The following is a 19,600-nucleotide window of genomic DNA, read 5'->3' on the forward strand; positions in this document are numbered from 1 at the left end:
GGACAGCAGGCATGATCGGGCGCCTAACGCAGCGCACTTTTGGACGTCGTGAAGATACCCCGGAACCGCCACGCGGTTTCGACGATTTCGAGTTGCGACTTGGCGACATGATGCGCGGTGAACGCGCAACCATGGGTAAGTCTCTGCTGGATGTACAACGCGAACTCCGGATCAAGGCTTCTTACATCGACGCGATTGAAAACTGCGACCCGACCGTTTTCGACACGCCCGGGTTTATTGCAGGGTATGTGCGCTCTTACGCCCGCTATCTGAACATGGACCCGGAAAAGGCCTTTGCGGGCTTTTGCGCCGAAAGCGGATTTTCCGTCGCCCATGGCATGTCGTCCGAGGCATCGGTGCGCAAACCCCGTGATATGGCCGCCGTCAGCAGCAATGGTCTTGGCGGCGATGCCTTCAGCAATTCCGCCACGCCATTTGTACCGGTGACCGACAGCTTCCTCAGCCAGATTGACCCGCGCGCCATCGGATCGCTCTTGGTTCTGGCCACCGTAATCGGTGGTCTGGGCTTTGGTGGCTGGAAAATTCTGCACGAGGTGCAGCAGGTGACATTCGCCCCTGTCGAGCAAACGCCAGAAGTTCTTGCGGAGCTTGACCCATTGGCCAGCGCGACGCTTGCAGCGGCAGAACTGACCGAAGATCCCGCGACCGAGGCTTTGGACCGTCTTTATCGCCCACAGGCGCTTGATGTGCCGGTGCTGGTGGCCCGTGATGCGCCGATCTCCACCCTCGATCCGCGCGCCCACGGCAATTTCGCCGGGTTTGAGCAGCCGGGCATTGTCTTGGCCGACGCCATGGTGCCCGCAAATGAATACACCGACCTCGCGGTGCCGCAGGTTCTGGAAGACCGCGCGCCTTCGGTCGAAATGATTGCCGTGCGCCCCTCTTGGGTTCAGGTCAAAGCGGCCGATGGCTCTGTGATCTTTGAAACCATCATGGAGCCGGGACAGACCTTCGAGGTGCCGCTGACGGAGGATGCGCCACAGCTACGCACCGGCGAGAGCAGCGCGATCTATTTTGCGGTCAATGGCCAGCACTACGGCCCCGTCGGTGGGCGCGGGCAGGTCACTAAAAACGTCGACCTCTCCCCTGACGCTCTAAGCGGACGCTTTCAGATCGCGGATCTTGAGGCAGAACAGAATCAGGCGCTTGCCACTATGGTGGCCCAGTTGCGCGCCACCCAAACCAGCCCGGTCACCAACTCCGACTGATCAATACCGCGTGTATCGCGCCGGGATGACCCATGGATTTGCACAACGCCCCGGACAGCCATTGCAGGCTCCGGGGCGTCGGCCTATCTAAGGGGCACGCGACACGCAGGACGAGGCAGCCATGTCCATGAATCACATCCGCCCCTGGCGGAACATCGAACGCCGCAAGAGCCGCCAAATCCATGTGGGCAATGTGCCCGTCGGAGGCGATGCGCCCATTGCGGTGCAGACGATGACCAACACATTGACCACCGATATCAAAGGCACCATCGCGCAGGTCCAGGCCGCCGCAGAGGCTGGCGCTGACATCGTGCGCGTGTCTGTCCCGGATGAGGCCTCAGCCCGCGCGCTTAAGGAAATCGTGCGCGAAAGCCCGGTTCCGATCGTCGCCGACATCCATTTCCACTACAAACGCGGCATTGAGGCTGCGGAGGCGGGGGCGGCCTGCCTGCGCATCAACCCCGGCAATATCGGTGATGAAAAGCGTGTGGCAGAGGTGATCAGAGCCGCCCGCGACCACAATTGTTCAATCCGCATCGGTGTGAACGCGGGCAGCTTGGAAAAACACCTGCTGGAAAAATACGGCGAACCCTGCCCGGATGCGATGGTCGAGTCTGGTCTCGACCATATTAAGATCCTGCAGGATCATGATTTTCACGAGTTCAAGATCTCGGTAAAAGCCTCTGACGTCTTCATGTCGGCTGCCGCCTATCAGATGCTTGCGGATGCCACCGACGCGCCGATTCACCTCGGCATCACCGAGGCCGGAGGGCTGATGTCCGGCACGATCAAATCCGCAATCGGCCTTGGTCAGCTTTTGTGGATGGGGATCGGCGACACCTTACGTGTGAGCCTTTCGGCAGACCCGGTCGAGGAAGTCAAAGTAGGCTTTGAAATCCTCAAATCCCTCGGGCTGCGCCACCGGGGCGTTAATATCATCTCCTGCCCCAGCTGCGCGCGTCAGGGCTTTGACGTCATCAAGACGGTTGAGGCACTGGAAGAACGGCTTGAGCACATCAAAACCCCGATGAGCCTGTCGATCATCGGCTGCGTCGTGAACGGCCCGGGCGAGGCATTGATGACCGACGTGGGCTTCACCGGCGGCGGGGCCGGCTCCGGCATGGTCTATCTGGCGGGCAAGGCCAGCCACAAAATGTCCAATGACCAGATGATCGACCACATCGTAGAAGAGGTCGAGAAAAAAGCCGCCGCGCTGGATGCGCAAGCGGCTGAGGAGATCAAAGCGGCGGAATGACGCCCTGTATCTTCTAACCCCAAATATCCCGGGGGTCCGGGGGCAGAGCCCCCGGCGGGTGGATCAGTTGCGATTTTCGCGAATAGTGTCGATCATAATCTGAAGCTGGTCTGCGGGCAGATAGCCCCGCAGCATCTCGTCTTCCAGAACAAAGGTCGGCGTGCCAGAGATCGACAAGGTCTGTGCCAGAGTGCGGGTGCGCTGGATCTGGTCCGTCACCTCCGGGTCATCCATCTTGGCAAGGATTGCATCCGCATCCAGTGACAGACCTTCAGCCATGCGACGCAGCGCGACCTCATTTGGTTCCCCCTGAAAGGCAATCAACGTGTCGTGGATGTTCTTATAGGCCTCGTCACCAGCAACCATTTTGGTGGCCACCGCAAAACGCGAAGACACCATGGAGGCTTCTCCAAGGATTGGGAACTCCTTGACGACAAAGCGGATATTCTTGTCAGCCGCCAGCAATGCCTCGACTTCCGGCGCGGCCTTGCGGCAATAGCCACAGCGGTAGTCCATGAATTCGACCAAAGTGATATCACCTTCGGGGTTGCCCCCCACCCAGGAATAGCCATCGTCCTGCAATTCCTGCAGGTTGGCCTTCACTAGGGCATCATCGCGTGCCGCTTCGGCCTGTTGCTGCTGTTGTTCCAGCACATCCACCGCCTCAAGGATCACCTGCGGGTTTTCCAGAAGATAGCTGCGTACAGCCGCGCCAAAGGCCTCCTGTTCGCCGGGGGTCATATTGTCGAGATCAAGCGCCCGCGCCGCCGGAGCGGTGAGAGAGAGCGCGCAGGCCGCCATCAGGGCCATGCGTGTCGGGGCAATCATTTTTGTTTCCTTTTCTCGTCTTGTTCAAAGGCAATCAGAACATCTTGGGCCCGGCGCCACGCCGGAGACCCTTTTGCCAGCAGTCCCGTTGCGCGTTTTGCGTGCGGGCCTGCATCTTTCAGCCGCCCTTGCAGGGCGTAACGCTCTGCGGTCACAAGGGCGGCCATACCGGTTTGTTTGGTCTGGGCGTAGGCCAGCGACATATCACGCAGCAAGGTTGCGTTGCGAAAATCGAGACCGCGCGCCTTTTCCATCGTCTTGAGTGCCGCGCGCGGATTGCCTGCAGCGAGTTCTGCGCGTCCAAGGCTCGCAAGGATCAGCGGTTCATTTGGGGCCAGCTTTGCCGCAGTGCCAAATGCCGCGACTGCCGCCGCCCAGCGGCGGTTTTCATAAAGGATCTGCCCCCAAAGCTCATGATAATAGGCATCCTTGGGGCGAGAGGCCAAAAGCGCCTGCATTTCTTTTTGGGCGCGGCCATAATTGTGCTGGCGATGCTGCGCCACAGCCAGACGCATCCGCTTCACATCCGCATAGGTCTCGGAAGAGCTGCGCCGTTTGGTCCAGCTCGGTGCACGGGTAAACGCAGAAAGCTTGCCCTGCACCCGCGCCAGCCAATAGGCGGCTTCGGGATTGGTTGCGGGGCCGTTACCAGCACTCGCCACATAGGCCTCGGCCGCGCGCATCCGGTCACGGGTCAGCGGGTGCGACCGCATATAAGGATCTTGCGACGAGGCGCTGAGCGCCTCTTGTCCGGCAAAGATGCGGTGCAGGTCGACCATACCCTTGGGATTGATCCCGGCGGCGGTCAAAAACCCGATGGCGGAGCGGTCGGCGGAGGATTCTTCGGCGCGGGTGTGGGACAAGAAATTGCGCAGTGCTGATGATTGCACCCCAAAAGCCACGCCTGCGCCAGCCTCACCACCACCCGCAATCGCGGCCAGCATCCCAAGCGCCGTGCCCAAGCCCGCAGCGGTGCTCGCAGACCGCATATTCTGAATGCGCCGCCCGATATGGCCATTGGCGATATGGGCGGCTTCATGGGCCAGAACCGCCTGCAACATTTCAGGCGTTTCCGCCTTTAGGATCAGCCCGTAGTTCACAAATATTGCGCGATGATCGATCACGAAAGCATTGAAACTGCTGTCATCTACCACCAGGATCCGCACCCGTCGCGGGCTAAGACCCGCCGCGGTCAGGATGGGACGCGCCAATTCCGTCAGACCGTTTTCGATATCAGCGTCGCGCAGCAGCCGGATGGATTGCGCTTGTGCGGCGAATGGGGCCAGCGTCAGCGCCGCCACCAAGATCAGACCCTGTGTCTGCATATATCCCGACCGGCCTCTGACCGCGTGGGAAAGAAGTCGAAACAGGCGTGCACACGGGATTGACGCCAGAGAGAATACGCGGTCAAAACTCATGGCCGCACCATGGGAGATCAACATGCGAAACTCAAGCCGGTCCAAGGTCGATCCCTTCATTGTGATGGATGTGATGGAAGCTGCCCGCAAAGCGGAAGAGCAGGGCCGTCATATCATCCATATGGAAGTGGGCCAGCCCTCTACGGGCGCGCCAGAGGCCGCGCGGCGGGCGCTTGCCGATGCGTTGGAGCGTGACGCCATGGGCTATACCGTTGCACTTGGGCTGCCCGCGCTGCGGCAACGTATCGCACGGCTTTACGGCGAGTGGTATAATGTGGACCTGAACCCGGAGCGGGTGGTGATCACCCCCGGCTCCTCGGGGGCATTCATCCTGAGTTTCACATCGCTCTTTGACAGTGGCGACCGGGTTGGCATTGGCGCGCCGGGCTATCCGTCCTATCGCCAGATCCTGAGCGCCCTTGGCATGCAGCCCGTCGATATTCAGACCGCGCCCGAGCATCGCCTGCAACCGGTGGCCGATGATATCCGCAACCAGAACCTTGCCGGATTGATGGTGGCAAGCCCCGCCAACCCCACCGGCACCATGCTCGACAAACCGGCGCTGGCGGCGCTGATGGAGGCCGCGCATTCTGAAGGTGCAAGCTTTATCTCTGACGAGATCTATCACGGCATCGAATACGAGGCTAAGGCGGTGACGGCGCTGGAAATCTCGGATGACGCCTATGTCATCAACTCCTTTTCCAAGTATTTCTCGATGACCGGCTGGCGTGTAGGCTGGATGGTGGCGCCCGAGGATCATATCCGCACCATTGAGCGGATCGCGCAAAATATGTTCATCTGCGCCCCGCACGCCAGTCAGGTCGCGGCCCTCGCCGCGATGGATTGTGGCGAGGAGCTGCAAGCCAACCTTGCCGTTTACGCGAAAAACCGCGCTCTGATGCTTGAGGGGCTGCCAAAGGCGGGGTTCACCAAGATCGCACCGCCTGACGGGGCGTTTTATGTCTATGCGGATGTTTCGGACCTCACCGATGACAGCCGCAGCTTTGCCGCAGAAGTGCTTGAAAACGCAGGGGTCGCGGTGACGCCGGGATTGGACTTTGACCCGGTGCGCGGTGCCACCACGCTGCGGTTTTCCTATGCGCGCTCTACCGCAGATATCGAGGAAGGCCTTGCACGGCTGAAGACCTTTATGGAGGCGCGGGCGTGATGCGACTGTTTGCGGCACGCCTCACGACTTGCCTGATCCTGACCCTGTCGATCCTGTCGCCTGCTGCGGCGCTGGCGCAGGGGTTTTCCGCATTGGCGCGGGTGCTGCCCGAACAGAGCAGCCTTGTGGACAAAGGGTCAGATGTCGAGCTGCAACTGGGCCTCAGCCAAGGGGTGCCATACCGGATTTTTGCGCTGCGCGACCCGTATCGGCTGGTATTGGACTTTCAGGAAGTGGATTGGACCGGGCTGCAGCTAGAGACATTTGACCGCTCCGAGACAATCGAAAGCGCGCGGTTTGGCGGCTATGTGCCCGGCTGGTCGCGGATGGTGCTGAAACTGACAGAGCCGATGCAGCTGCGCACGGCCGCGATGAATATCGACGCAGAAACCAGTGCCGCAACCCTTTTGGTCCGGCTTGCGCCGACGGATGCAGAGACCTTTGCCGCCACCGCAGGTGCGCCGCGTGATCCACGTCTTGATCTGCCAAGTGCCGCTGAAATCGCCACAAATGCGCCCCGCGACGAGGACGCGCCCTTGGTGGTGATGATCGATCCTGGTCATGGCGGCCTTGATCCCGGTGCTGAGGCCGAGGGAGGCATTGCGGAAAAAGACCTGATGCTGGCCTTTGCCTATGATCTGGGAGAGCGTCTGGTGCGTTCTGGCGCGTTTGAGGTGCTGTTGACCCGGGAGGGCGATTATTTCGTCTCGCTCGAACGCCGGATTGCCATGGCGCATCAGCAAGGCGCGGATCTGTTTATCTCGCTGCATGCAGATGCGGTCACCGAGGGCATGGCCCATGGGACGGTGGTCTACACTTTGTCAAAAGACGCCTCCGATGTGGCCTCTGCCAAGCTCGCAGAGCGCCACGACCGCGCCGATTTGCTCTCAGGCAGCGATCTGACCGATGCAGATGATGAGGTCACGGACGTGATGCTCGATCTGGCCCGCCAAGAGACCCATCCGCGCAGCACGGCCCTTGCGCGTTCGGTGATTGAGGCCCTGATGGAGCAGGGCGGACCGGTCAACCGTCGCCCGCTGCGATCCGCTGGGTTTTCGGTGCTGAAATCCGCCGACATCCCGTCCATCCTGATTGAGCTTGGGTTTATGTCCAGCCCACGCGATCTGGAGTTGCTCACTGATCCCGACTGGCAGGCAAAAACGGCGCAAAGCATTCTGAACGGTTTGCTGGCATGGCGCGAAGAAGACGCCGCCCGCCGGGCCTTGGTGCGCCAGTAAGCCAGTTGTCTACACGTCAAGGTGATGCGACGTGCCATCATCTTCCCCGCAGTTTATCGCCGATTTCGCTGGTTTTTGCCGGTTTATGCCCTCATATCCCAATCTGAGGATACAGGCGCGCTGGCATCTGCTAAGCTGCGCGCTACCTCCTAACCGGTGGTGCCTTTGGTGCCGCCATAACTCGTTTTGACCCTTGTCACCTTGCCCCCTATAAGGGGCCGCATCGTGCGAGAGAGGCCCACACTGTGATCAGATTCATTCTGTCCATCTTTGGATCCATATTCAGTACCATCACCCTTGGCATTGGGGTTATGGCCCTGTCCATAGGGGCGATTTTCTGGGTCTATGGCCGGGATTTGCCAAGCCATGAATCACTGGCGCAATACCAGCCGCCAACCATCAGCCGGATTTTCTCGGGCGAGGGGCAGCTGATTGACGAGTTTGCCAAGGAACGCCGCCTGTTTACGCCCTCGGATGAAATTCCGGCGCTGGTGAAACAGGCGTTTATCTCGGCCGAAGACAAGAACTTCTATTCTCATGCTGGCTATGACGCGCGCGGCATTCTGGCTGCTGGGATCGAGGCGGTAAAATCGCGTGGTCAAAACGTCCGCGGTGCCTCCACCATTACCCAGCAGGTGATGAAGAACTTCCTTCTGTCCGGCGACCGTCGCGCGGAGCGTAAAATCAAAGAGATCATCCTCGCCACACGGCTGGAGGAGACGCTGTCCAAGGATAAGATCCTGGAGCTGTATCTGAACGAGATTTTCCTCGGTCAGAACTCTTATGGTGTAACGGCAGCGGCGCAGACCTATTTCAACAAAACGCTTGGCGAGTTGGAACCGCATGAGGCCGCGACGCTCGCGTCGATGCCCAAAGCGCCCTCGGATTACCATCCAGTGCGCGAACATGAACGCCTGCTCAATCGCCGCAACTACGTGCTGCGCGAGATGAAAGAGAACGGCTATATCTCTGAAGCCGTTTATAAAGTGGAGCGCGACCAGCCGCTGCGTTCGGTTCAGAACGGTGATTTCGACGCCTTCCGCACGGCACTGCCGCCGCGTGACTACTTTACCGATGAAATCCGCCGCCAATTGTCTGTCGACTTTGGTGAGGGGGAGTTCTTTACCGGTGGTTTCACCATCCGCGCCACCATCGACGAGGAAATGCAGACAGAAGCGGCCCTTGCCATGCGCAAGGGGCTGGAACAGTTCGACCGCAGCACCGGTGTCTGGCAGGGTCCGATCGCCGAGATCGACCCGGAGCTTCTGGGCGAGGAAACCAGTTGGCGCGAGGCGCTGAGCAATTCCGATGCCTCTCGCGATATCATCACCGAGGATGGCGCATGGCTGCCAGCGGTGGTTCTGAAGGTCGAAGACAATGCGCTGACCATCGGGGTTGAAAGCGTCGAAGGCACCGGAACCATTCCACGCTCTGACATCAAATGGATGCGCGGCAACTTCTTTGACAACTTCAAGCCGGGGGATGTGATCCACGCGATGGCGATCCGCGATGGCGACAGTGTCAAACACTGGTCCGCCCGTCAGGTTCCCGAAGTGCAGGGCGGTTTTGTCGCGATGGACGTGAACTCTGGCCGGGTTCTGGCGATGCAGGGGGGCTTTTCCTACCAGCATTCGGTCTTCAACCGCGCCACACAGGCGCAGCGTCAGCCGGGTTCCAGCTTCAAACCCTTCGTTTATGCAGCGGCACTTGATAGTGGCTACAGCCCCGCAACCATCGTGATCGACGCCCCCATCGAGGTGAACACACCGCAGGGGGTCTGGCGGCCCAAGAACTCCAACCACAAGTTCTATGGCCCCACACCACTGCGCACCGGGATCGAGATGAGCCGGAACCTTATGACCATTCGTTTGGCGCAAGAGGTCGGGATGCCGGTGGTGGCGGGCTATGCTGAGCGCTTTGGTGTCTACGACAACATGGGCACCTTCCTCGCCAACTCCCTCGGCGCGGAAGAGACCACTCTTTATAAGATGGTTGCAGCCTATGCGATGTTTGCAAATGGCGGTGAGCGGGTTGAGCCAACACTGGTGGACCGTATTCAGGATCGCTTTGGCCGGACGATCTATCGCCATGATGATCGCGATTGCGTCGATTGTAGCTATACGGAGTTGGAACAGGGCATCGCGCCCAAGATCGTGACCAACCGTGAACAGGTGATGGACCCGATCACCGCGTATCAGCTGACCTCCATGCTCAAAGGTGTGGTGGATCGCGGCACCGCTTCCAGCGTTATCAATCTGCCAGTGCCCACAGCAGGCAAAACCGGGACCACCAATGACGCGCGGGATGCGTGGTTTGTGGGCTTCACATCGAACATCGTGGCTGGTTGCTATTTTGGCTATGACAACCCGCGCCCGATGCGGGGCGGTCGCGGATACGGTGGCACGCTTTGCGGTCCGGTGTTCCAGCAGTTCATGCAGAAGGCGACCGAAAAATACGGTGGCGGCCCGTTCGAGGTGCCTCCCGGTGGCCACTTCATCAAGATCGACCGCTACACCGGCAGCCGTCTGCCCAATGAAGCTGGGGGTGCCAACGTGGTGGCGGAGTATTTCCGCGATGGCGAAGAGCCGATCTTTGGTCTCGCCTTTGATGGGGGCTTTGGCATGGGTTCCAACCTGCCGCTCTTTGAGGAGGTCACCGAATCCGGGCGTCAGGTCACCACCTCCAGCGGCGGCACCGCCGTGCTGGGGCCCAAGGCCACCTTTGGCGACGTAAGCTCTGGCGGGCTTTACTAACCATCCCCAATCGTTTTGATGCGGGCAGGCGAGTAATCCTCGCTTGCCCGCACTCTTGTAGTGGTCCCGGACGTGCGGTATCACCCACTCTCAAACAAGATTTCAAGGAATGCTCATGCGCGCCGAGATCCAGACCATCGTGGCCGATATCGAAAAATCGCTCGACCTGCTTGCCCAGCGGATGAACTGGGAGACGGCGGAATTCCGGCTTGAGGAATTCAATGCGCGTGTGGAAGATCCCAACCTCTGGGATGACCCGGCGGCGGCGCAAAAGCTGATGCGGGATCGTCAATCTCTGGTCGACGCAATCGACACCTATAAGGGCATTCGCCAGGACCTCGACGATAGCGTCGAGTTGATTGAGCTTGGCGAGATGGAAGAGGATGACGAGGTCGTCAAGGACGCCGAGGAAACCTTGAAGGCGCTGAAGGAAAAAGCCGCCCAGAAAGAGCTGGAAGCGCTTCTGGATGGCGAGACCGACCCCAACGATGCCTTCCTTGAAATCAAGGCAGGCGCGGGCGGTACCGAGGCTTGCGACTGGGCGTCGATGCTGGCGCGGATGTATGTGCGTTGGGCCGAGAGCCGGGGCTTTAGCGTTGATCTGCAGGAAGAGCAGGCGGGCGCTGAGGCGGGGATCAAATCCGCCACCTATCAGATCAAGGGCCACAACGCCTATGGCTGGCTGAAGTCTGAGAGCGGCACCCACCGGTTGGTGCGGATTTCGCCCTTTGGCAAGGGCACGCGCGAAACATCCTTTGCCGCCGTGGGCGCCTATCCGGTGATTGATGATAATATCGAGATCGAGGTCAACCCAGCCGACATCCGCATCGACACATACCGGTCGTCCGGTGCGGGCGGTCAGCACGTTAACACCACCGACTCTGCGGTGCGGATCACCCACGAGCCCACGGGCATCGTGGTGACCTCATCCGAGAAATCGCAGCACCAGAACCGCGACATCGCCATGAAGGCCCTGAAATCGCGCCTTTATCAGTTGGAGCTTGATCGTCGCAACGCTGAGGTGAATGCCCTGCACGAAGCCAAGGGCGACGCGGGCTGGGGCAACCAGATCCGCTCTTATGTGATGCAGCCCTATCAGATGGTCAAAGACCTGCGCACCAACCATGAGACCGCCGACACCAAAGGGGTGCTGGATGGTGATCTGGATGGATTTATGGCCGCGACACTGGCGATGAAAGTCGCAGGCAAAAGCCGCGCCGACGCTAAGAGCGAAGATTAAGCCTCTTTTTGCCAAACCCTATCTGAAAACCCCTGACCGGATGGTCAGGGGTTTTTTCTTGCGTCGCATGCGCTCCCGCCCCCGGTGCAGGCATCACAGATGCCCTTCCGGCGTTGGGCGTGGCAGCGCGCCCTGACGGGCGCGCTGCGGGCGCCTGTGATGACGGGTGGGACCGAGCCGGAAATTGACAATCGGGGATGCGTGCGAAACGGTGAGCAAAATTGCTGTGAGGAGATCCGATGCTTTTAGATGTGAACCTTCCGCTCATTCTCCTTGCGGCTTTGATCGCCGTGGCCAGCCCCGGTCCTGCGACGCTTGCCCTTGCGGGGACCTCTATGGCCTCTGGCCGGGCCTCGGGGCTTGCATTGGCTGCGGGCATCACCACCGGATCTCTGACGTGGTCGGTTGCTGCGGCAATGGGCCTTGGGGCCGTTATGCTGGCGCATGTCTGGATCTTTGAGATGGTGCGCTACTTCGGTGCCGCATATCTGATGTACCTGGCGTATAAGGCGGCACGATCTGCGCTCTCCAGCAAGGACTTGGCCACAAAGTCCTTTGCGGGTGGAAAACGCTCCCTTTATGCAAAGGGCTTGGCGCTCCATCTGACCAACCCAAAGGCAATATTGTTCTTTGGGTCTTTGTTCTCTCTTGGGGTTCCGGCTGGAACCGGCGTTCAGGACCTGATGATTGTCATTGCGGCGGTTGGGGTACAGAGTGCGCTCGTGTTTCACGGATATGCGCTGCTTTTCTCATCGCAGAGCATGACAAGGATTTACCTCAAACTGCGCCGTGGGTTTGAAGGGATATTTGCGGTTGGATTTGGTGCCGCCAGCATCAAGATCCTGACAGCGCGCATCCAGTCGCCGTAGGTTTTCACCTGTGAGGCCTCGCCTGAATGAGGCGCGCGGCTAAGGCGCGTTCCAGTCCTGCCAATTCTAAGTTCCGTACAAATTATTGATGCATCTCATAGGCATCTATTTGTCAACGGCTGCGCATCGGACATTCTGCAGCACGGCAGAATTTTAGGGGCTTTGCAGACCGTTATCGGCGTCCTAGGCTCTCAGTCATATAGACTGAGAGGAAATTGCGATCATGCTTTGCGACAGGACAGCCACCGAGATTTTGCAGGACCTTGCGCGCGGGTCGCTGACCGCCGAGGCTTTGATGGAAGCCACGCTTGCGCGGATCGCTGAGCGCAACCCGGAACTCAATGCGATTGTTGCCCTGCGCCCGGCCGAGGAGCTGATGGCAGAGGCGCGCGCAGCAGATGCGGTGCCGATGGATGAGCGCGGTGCGCTTCACGGTGTGCCGATGGCGATCAAGGATCTGTCCAATGCAAAGGGTCTGGTCTGCGCGCAGGGATCGCCGATCTTTGCGGGGCAGGTGGCGCAGGACGATGATATCTTTGTGGCGCGGCTGCGCGCGGCGGGCGTGATCGTGATCGGCAAGACCAATACGCCTGAGTTTGGCCTTGGCTCGCACACCTATAATCCCGTCTACGGCGCAACTGGCAATGTGGTGGACCCAAGCCGGTCTGCGGGGGGCTCTTCTGGCGGGGCTGCGGTTGCGCTGGCTGCGGGAATGGTGCCGCTGGCGGATGGCTCTGACATGATGGGGTCCCTGCGCAATCCGGCGGGCTGGAATGAGATCTACGGCTTTCGCCCGACCTGGGGCTGGGTGCCGTCTGAACCGGTTGGCGATGTCTTTTTGCACACGCTGGCCAGCAATGGGCCGATGGCGCGCACACCCGATGATCTGGCGCTGCTGATGGATGTGATGTCTGGCGGCGATCCGCGCCTGCCACTGCACCGCGGGGCCGAAAAAGTATCTCCGCTCAGCCCACCTAAATCGCTGCGGCTGGGCTGGCTTGGCGATTGGGGAGGGGCCTATCCGATGGAGGAGGGCATCCTCGACACCTGCGAGGCAGCCATTGCAACGCTGGAGGGGCAGGGCCATCAGGTCGATCGTCTGGCGCCTCCTTATCCGGCTGAGAAAATCTGGCAAAGCTGGATCACGCTGCGCTCCTTTGCCGTGGCTGCGGGCTTGCGCGCGCTGAAGGACCGGCGCGATCAGTTGAAAGAGGCCGCTCTTTGGGAGCTTGATCGGGGGCTGGGGTTTTCGGGCCAAGAGGTGCAAGAGGCGTCAGATTTGCGTGCGGGCTGGATGCGTGCGGCTGCGCGTATGTTTGACAGCTATGACGCGGTGCTGTTGCCAAGCGCGCAATGCTGGCCCTTCCCGGTGGAATGGGACTACCCGAAAGAGATCGCAGGGCAGGCGATGGACACCTACCACCGCTGGATGGAGGTGGTGGTGCCCGCAAGCCTCCTCGGGCTGCCTGCGCTTGCGGTGCCAGCCGGACGTGGCGGGCCAGACCAGCTTCCTATTGGTCTGCAAATCATCGGCCCCCATGGCAGCGACGCGCAGATCCTTGGGCTAGGGCAGGGGTATCACCGGGCGCGCTCGGCCACATAGCCGCACACCTCACACTCAGCTCGGACAGGCCAGGCAAAAGGGAGCAAGATGACGCAAACCGTAGAAACCACCGCCCCCATCACGCGCCCCTTGGGCGTGCCAGAGTTGCGACGCGTCAGCTGGGCAACGTTGAAGCAGGCGCTCGGTGGGGGCTGGCGCGATTTCTGCGCCAAGCCCATCTATGGCCTGATCTTTGCCGGCTTCTACGTGCTTGCGGGCTGGTTCATGGCTTGGGTGACGCTTCGGACGCAAACCAGCTATTGGCTGGTTCTGGCGGCCATCGGCTTTCCACTGATCGGCCCCTTTGCGGCGGTGGGGCTATACGAGGTCTCTCACCGGATCGAGCAGGGGCGCAGGCTGGATGCGGGGCGGATATTTGGCGTGATCTTTGAACAAAGTCGCCGCCAGTTGCCATCCATCTGCGCCATTATCATCGTGGTGTTTCTGTTCTGGTTCTTCCTTGGTCATATGATCTTTGCGCTGTTTCTTGGCCATATGCCGATGGTCAATGTCTCCACCTCGTCAGAAGTGTTCCTGACCACGCAGGGGGTGATGATGCTGGGGGTGGGCACGGTGGTCGGCGCGCTCTTTGCGCTGCTGATCTATATGATCACCGTGTTGGGCTTGCCGCTGCTGCTCGATCGCGAGATCGATTTTGTAACGGCGATGATCACCAGCTTTGCCTATGTGCAGGCAAACCCGCTGCCGATGCTGGCATGGGCTGTGATGATTGCCACGCTGACCTTTGTTGCGCTTTTGCCGGGGTTCTTCGGCCTGCTGATCGTGCTGCCGTGGCTTGGGCATTCCAGCTGGCATCTCTACCGGCTGCTGCGGGTCGAGGAGGACGTTACTTAAACGGTGTGCCCAGCTGCAACAGGCGACGGTGAAAGGGGATGATCTCAGGCGCGGTGGTAAAGCCGCAGCCGCGCGCCGCCGCGATGGCGGTGCTGACATCATTGCCCAGATATTCATAGATCATCCGCAGCACCCGCTCGCCGCTTTCGCTTTCGCGGATGGTGCGTGCCACATAACCGGTCCAGAGGCTGTTTTCCGCCGCTGAGACCCGCGCAAGATAGTTGAACGAATAGGTCAGCGTGTTGCGACGGCTCAGCACAAAGGCCACCCCATCTTCATGGCAGGTCATATAGCCGCGATACTCGCGCGAGGGGCCATGGGTGGACAGCCCTTGATAGCGCATGCCGGCGCGCGGCTCATATCCGCGCACATAGGTGACACCATCAATGCGTTTCACATGCACGATGCCCAGAACGTAACTCTCGTCGCTGATAAAACTGCGTCGGGTGAAGCGATAAAACCCTGTTGGAAATACATCCTCGGTGACGCGCATCAGGCCCGCGTCGATAAAATCCTTGAGGTAGTCACTGTGCAGCGCGCTGCCTTCCGGACGGTCGAGGGTTTCCACCGGGGCCAGCAAAATCCGCGCATCGACCTCAAAAAAGTTGCAGATCCGGTCGAGCACATCGGGGCGGGGAAAGCTCTCACCAGAGAGGTAGCGGTTAAACTGCGTTCGGTTGATGCCCAGGCGCCGCGACAGCTCCGAGATGGACGGATACTCCCGAGCGAGACTGCGCAGATTGTCTCCGAACACTGTCCTTAATTCTGCGGGGGATCGGGAGCTTTTTAACATGTTTGTTCCGGGATAGCGGCGTGATGGTTCGCAAGGGCATCATGAAGTGACGCGAGTTAGGTTCAATTGCGGAGTTTATGACGCTGTAGCGTATCAATGCCGACACAAATTGCAATTCCCTATTCGAAACTTTGGGATGTTTGAATTCCGTCTTTTGACGCAGAATAGAGTCGGGCAAAAATGGGGTCCGCAATGATCGGGGTTGTCGTATGGGCCGATACCGCAAAGTCAAAAGCGGTCATCTGGTGTGAAGATCAAAGAGATTTAGCCTACTACATGCAGCAGGAGGAGGTCGCTGATGCGATCTCGCTGCAAAAGGGCGATCTGGTAGAATTCGAAAGCCGGTATGAAAGTGGTGTGCGCATGGCCGGCGGCGTACAAGTGGTTGAACCAAGTGCTGAACCGAGCCTTGCGGAGGTGCTGCGCGCGCGCAAACGCGGCGAACAGAACCGCAGCGAGGAGCCGGTTGATACCGCCCATCAGGGCGCAGAGGTGGCCACCCTGTCGATCCCGGAACGATGTAGTTCCCGTGTTGAGGGGCGCCGCAGTACCGGAGAACGCAAAAGCGCAAAAATTCTGCCTTTCCCGGAATTGCTGCGCGCTTAACGATTACGTCTCAGGCGACCCCGGATCATAAAGCGGACACAAAAAAAGCGCACCATTTGGTGCGCTTTTTGTTTTTACACGGGCTGAAATGCGCAGCGGTTATTCACCGCGCAAAAGTGCGGCAACGCCGGTGCGGGCGATCTTGGTCAGACCCAGCGGGCGCATCAGATCGGCAAAGGCGTCGATCTTGTCGGGCGTGCCGGTGATTTCAAAGATGAAGCTGTTGAGCGTCGTATCCACGACTTTGGCGCGGAAAATATCCGCAAGGCGCATCGCCTCGACGCGCTTTTCGCCTTCGCCGACCACTTTGACGATGGCCAGTTCACGCTCCACAAAGGGGCCGGCCACGGTGAGGTCGGTGACCTCATGCACCGGCACGATGCGACCAAGCTGCGCCTTGATCTGTTCGATCACCTGCGGCGTGCCGGTGGTGACCACGGTGATACGTGACAGATGCCCGGTGTGGTCGACTTCGGCCACAGTGAGGCTGTCGATGTTGTAACCACGGCCTGAAAACAGCCCGATAACGCGCGCCAGTACGCCGGGTTCGTTTTCCACCAGAACGGTGATCGTGTGCCGCTCCTGCGTGTCGGAGAAATTCGGGCGTAGGTTATAGGCGGAGTGCTTGGAAGCACCTTTTTTGATGTGTAGGGCAGACATGTCAGTCCCTTTCCTCGAAATATCGGGGCAAGGCGCTGCGCGCCTTGCAAGCAAATCTCAGATGATCAGACCAGAACCGCGCCGCCGGACTGGATCACGCCCTGCGTCTCGGCTGCGCCCAGCAGCATCTCGTTGTGGGCTTTGCCCGAGGGGATCATCGGGAAGCAGTTTTCGTGCTTTTCCACCAGACAGTCAAAGATCACCGGCCCGTCGTATTCAAGCATCTCCATGATCGCATCATCCAGATCCTTGGGATCTTTGCAGATGATACCCTTGGCCCCAAAGGCTTCGGCGAGCTTTACAAAATCGGGCAGCGCCTCGGACCAGCTGTGCGAGTAGCGCTCACCATGCAAAAGCTCCTGCCACTGGCGCACCATGCCAAGGCGTTCATTGTTGAGGATGAACTGTTTCACCGGCAGGCGGTACTGGGTCGCGGTGCCCATTTCCTGCATGTTCATCAGCCAAGAGGCTTCGCCTGCGACGTTGATGACCAACGCATCCGGATGCGCGATCTGCGCCCCGATGGAGGCAGGCGTTCCATAGCCCATGGTGCCCAGCCCACCGGAGGTCATCCAGCGGTTTGGATCCTCAAAGCCAAGGAACTGTGCCGCCCACATCTGGTGCTGGCCGACCTCGGTGGTGATGTAGCGATCCCGCCCCTTGGTCAGCGCCTCCAGACGTTCCAGCGCGTATTGCGGCTTGATGGTGGTCTCCGACATCTCGTAGGTCAGGCATTTCACCGCGCGCCACTCGTCGATCTGGCCCTGCCATTTCGCCAGAGCCTCGGTGTTGGTCTTGCGACCGCGGCTTTTCCAGACCTTCAGGATATCCTCAAGCACATGGCCCACGTCGCCGACAATCGGGATATCGACGCGGATTACCTTGTTGATCGAGGAGGGGTCGATGTCGATATGGGCCTTTACCGATTTGGGGCTGAAGGCATCGATACGGCCGGTGATCCGGTCGTCAAAGCGTGCGCCGACGTTGATCATCAGGTCGCAGTCATGCATCGCCATATTGGCCTCATAGAGACCATGCATCCCGAGCATGCCAAGCCACTGTTTGCCGGACGCCGGATAAGCGCCAAGCCCCATCAATGTCGAGGTGATCGGAAAGCCCGTGGCCTCAACCAGTTCGCGCAGCAACTGGCTGGCGGCAGGACCTGAGTTGATCACACCGCCGCCGGTATAAAACACCGGGCGTTTGGCGGTCTCGATTGCGGCAACCAGTTCGGTGATCTCTTCCATATCGCCCTTCACGACGGGCTGATAATGCGAGGCCGACGGTTTTGGCGGCTGATAGGTGCCAGTGGCGAACTGCACGTCCTTTGGCACGTCAATCAGCACCGGGCCGGGGCGTCCAGAGGTGGCAACGTGGAAGGCCTCATGGATGGTGGAAGCCAGAGTGTTGGTGTCCTTCACCAGCCAGTTGTGCTTGGTGCAGGGGCGGGTGATGCCCACGGTGTCGGCCTCCTGAAAGGCGTCAGAGCCGATCATGAAAGTCGGAACCTGACCTGTGAGAACCACCAGCGGGATGGAATCCAACAGCGCGTCCGTCAGGCCGGTCACCGCATTGGTGGCACCGGGGCCTGAGGTCACAAGCACAACGCCGGGTTTGCCGGTGGAGCGCGCATAGCCTTCGGCGGCATGCACCGCGCCCTGTTCGTGACGGACCAGAATGTGGCGAATGTCATTTTGCTGAAAGATTTCATCGTAAATGGGTAGGACAGCGCCTCCGGGATATCCGAATACCGTGTCCACGCCCTGTTCTTTGAGGGCTTGAACAACCATTTTTGCGCCGGTCATTTCACGTGTCATCTGCTTTGCTCCAGTTCACGACATCGTCTTTCTTCGCGTCAGTCTAACGTCAGTGTGTATCGCATAAAAAAGCCCCCGATTTTGAGGATCGGAGGCGCATGGGTTCGATTATGGTCTACCGTCACCGGCCCATGCGCGTGTGTCCTACAATTACGACTAGCTGAGCCATCGTCAGGGTCTCCATCATGCATTGACGGGGACATTATGGGGCAGGCGGCGGAGGGTCAACCGCAAAAAGGCGGTTTTTTCGCGGGTTTGTGAACTTATCTTACGTTTGAGGGCTGGTTTGCGATATTTATGGCAATATTGATGCGTGATTTTGTAATGGCTGGCGCTGCGACATGTGGTTTGGAGGGCTTTGAGGAGCGCCTGCGGCGCGCAGGGGGAGCACCGCGCAGATGCGCGGTGCCGTTTGCGAGGCGCTGCCTCGCGCTCCGGGATATTTGAGGGTAGAAGAGGAGGCTGGGCGGAAGACTGGCAACTGTGCGCCGCGCCGGGCGTCAGCCCGGCGCCCGGCCCAACGGGAGCGGATCGGGCTTTGCCGATCTGGCGCCGGGCGGGAGGACGCCCTCGTGCTGTTTCAGATGCCGCGGCCTGTGCCTTGGAGTACGCCATGTTCCAGAGCGTAGCGGGTGAGACCTGCGGTTGAAGAAATCCCGAGCTTGCGTTTGATGTTCTTGCGGTGGGTTTCAACCGTGCGCACCGAGATATCCAGAGTGAGGGCGACTTCCTTGTTGGATTTGCCCTGTGCGAGTTCCAGCAAAATTGTCTGTTCGCGCCCCGTCAGGGCCTCGCGACTGGTATGCGATTGCGGCGACAGCGATCCTGCCGCCCCGGTGCAGAGGTATTGCGTGCCGCGCATCACCGCATCAATGGCGGTTTTGATTTCCTCGGGTTGCACGTCTTTGAGCACATATCCCACTGCGCCGTGACTGAGGGCAGTGGAGATATATTCCGGGCTATCGTGCATCGACAGGATCAGCACCCGGGTTTCAGGGCGGCGTTCAAGGATGATTTCCGTCGCACTGAGGCCGCCGACATCCGGCATATTGAGATCCATCAGAATGACGTCCGGCGCGCAGGCTTCGGCCTGTGCAATCGCCTCTCGACCGCCGGAGACTGCGCCTATGACCTCGATATCGCTGTAGCTTTCCAGAATGGACTGGATGCCCTCGGCGACCATCGGGTGATCGTCTACGATCAAAACACGGGTTGGGCCGCTCATCTGTTGTCTCTCGCTTTGGTCAATCGCCAGCTTTCCTGTGTTG

The 19,600-nt window shown here is 59.8% G+C and carries 16 protein-coding genes; 10 read left to right on the forward strand and 6 right to left on the reverse strand.

Translation table 11 applies throughout. The annotated features are described in order from the left end of the window. Positions 1–11: 11 nt before the first annotated feature. The gene (locus UB90_RS19850) at positions 12–1,229 is read left to right on the forward strand and encodes a helix-turn-helix domain-containing protein (RefSeq protein ID WP_065326565.1); all 1,218 of its coding nucleotides are present in this window, start codon (positions 12–14) and stop codon (positions 1,227–1,229) included. 121 nt (positions 1,230–1,350) lie between these two features. Continuing rightward, positions 1,351–2,484, forward strand: a complete 1,134-nt coding sequence (gene ispG, locus UB90_RS19855; RefSeq protein WP_005622848.1) for a flavodoxin-dependent (E)-4-hydroxy-3-methylbut-2-enyl-diphosphate synthase — start codon at positions 1,351–1,353, stop codon at positions 2,482–2,484. A gap of 63 nt (positions 2,485–2,547) precedes the next feature. On the opposite strand, the gene UB90_RS19860 is transcribed toward ispG, so the two are convergent. After that, the gene (locus UB90_RS19860; protein WP_065326566.1) at positions 2,548–3,312 is read right to left on the reverse strand and encodes a DsbA family protein; all 765 of its coding nucleotides are present in this window, start codon (positions 3,310–3,312) and stop codon (positions 2,548–2,550) included. Further along, positions 3,309–4,754 carry a M48 family metalloprotease gene (locus tag UB90_RS19865; protein WP_074712624.1) on the reverse strand — a complete coding sequence of 482 codons (1,446 nt, stop codon included), beginning with the start codon at positions 4,752–4,754 and terminating at the stop codon, positions 3,309–3,311. The genes UB90_RS19860 and UB90_RS19865 overlap by 4 nt, the downstream gene beginning before the upstream one ends. Between UB90_RS19865 and UB90_RS19870 the strand changes: the two genes are divergently transcribed. The 7 genes from UB90_RS19870 (at position 4,753) to UB90_RS19900 (ending at position 14,456) form a co-directional block, all read left to right on the forward strand. Further along, a complete protein-coding gene (locus UB90_RS19870) occupies positions 4,753–5,898 on the forward strand; it encodes a pyridoxal phosphate-dependent aminotransferase (protein WP_065326634.1) in 1,146 nt (381 codons plus the stop codon). The genes UB90_RS19865 and UB90_RS19870 overlap by 2 nt on opposite strands. Beyond that, positions 5,898–7,136 carry an N-acetylmuramoyl-L-alanine amidase gene (locus tag UB90_RS19875; protein WP_065326568.1) on the forward strand — a complete coding sequence of 413 codons (1,239 nt, stop codon included), beginning with the start codon at positions 5,898–5,900 and terminating at the stop codon, positions 7,134–7,136. The genes UB90_RS19870 and UB90_RS19875 overlap by 1 nt, the downstream gene beginning before the upstream one ends. A gap of 245 nt (positions 7,137–7,381) precedes the next feature. Then, complete coding sequence (locus UB90_RS19880; RefSeq protein WP_065326569.1) at positions 7,382–9,889, forward strand: penicillin-binding protein 1A; 2,508 nt, start codon at positions 7,382–7,384, stop codon at positions 9,887–9,889. Between the two features lie 115 nt (positions 9,890–10,004). Next, positions 10,005–11,129, forward strand: a complete 1,125-nt coding sequence (gene prfB / locus UB90_RS19885) for a peptide chain release factor 2 (protein ID WP_005610118.1) — start codon at positions 10,005–10,007, stop codon at positions 11,127–11,129. Positions 11,130–11,368: 239 nt separating this feature from the next. Then, on the forward strand, positions 11,369–11,998 hold the full coding sequence (locus tag UB90_RS19890) for a LysE family translocator (RefSeq protein ID WP_065326570.1): 630 nt from the start codon (positions 11,369–11,371) through the stop codon (positions 11,996–11,998). A gap of 223 nt (positions 11,999–12,221) precedes the next feature. Then, a complete protein-coding gene (locus tag UB90_RS19895; RefSeq protein ID WP_065326571.1) occupies positions 12,222–13,601 on the forward strand; it encodes an amidase in 1,380 nt (459 codons plus the stop codon). 48 nt (positions 13,602–13,649) lie between these two features. Continuing rightward, a complete protein-coding gene (locus UB90_RS19900) occupies positions 13,650–14,456 on the forward strand; it encodes a DUF2189 domain-containing protein (RefSeq protein WP_065326572.1) in 807 nt (268 codons plus the stop codon). On the opposite strand, the gene UB90_RS19905 is transcribed toward UB90_RS19900, so the two are convergent. Further along, positions 14,449–15,210, reverse strand: coding sequence for a helix-turn-helix domain-containing protein (locus tag UB90_RS19905; protein WP_005610130.1), 762 nt, complete (start codon positions 15,208–15,210; stop codon positions 14,449–14,451). The genes UB90_RS19900 and UB90_RS19905 overlap by 8 nt on opposite strands. A gap of 231 nt (positions 15,211–15,441) precedes the next feature. Between UB90_RS19905 and UB90_RS19910 the strand changes: the two genes are divergently transcribed. Next, positions 15,442–15,855 (forward strand): hypothetical protein, encoded by a 414-nt coding sequence (locus UB90_RS19910; protein WP_005610133.1) that lies wholly within the window; start codon positions 15,442–15,444, stop codon positions 15,853–15,855. A gap of 99 nt (positions 15,856–15,954) precedes the next feature. On the opposite strand, the gene ilvN is transcribed toward UB90_RS19910, so the two are convergent. From ilvN to UB90_RS19925, 3 genes are all read right to left on the reverse strand, one after another. Continuing rightward, positions 15,955–16,515 carry an acetolactate synthase small subunit gene (gene ilvN, locus UB90_RS19915; protein WP_005610137.1) on the reverse strand — a complete coding sequence of 187 codons (561 nt, stop codon included), beginning with the start codon at positions 16,513–16,515 and terminating at the stop codon, positions 15,955–15,957. 65 nt (positions 16,516–16,580) lie between these two features. Continuing rightward, positions 16,581–18,332, reverse strand: coding sequence for an acetolactate synthase 3 large subunit (locus UB90_RS19920; RefSeq protein WP_065323150.1), 1,752 nt, complete (start codon positions 18,330–18,332; stop codon positions 16,581–16,583). 580 nt (positions 18,333–18,912) lie between these two features. Continuing rightward, positions 18,913–19,557 (reverse strand): response regulator transcription factor, encoded by a 645-nt coding sequence (locus tag UB90_RS19925; RefSeq protein ID WP_065326573.1) that lies wholly within the window; start codon positions 19,555–19,557, stop codon positions 18,913–18,915. Positions 19,558–19,600 lie beyond the last annotated feature (43 nt).

The sequence above is a fragment of the Tritonibacter mobilis genome, from assembly GCF_001681715.1.
In the GTDB taxonomy this organism is placed as follows: Bacteria; Pseudomonadota; Alphaproteobacteria; order Rhodobacterales; family Rhodobacteraceae; genus Epibacterium; species Epibacterium mobile.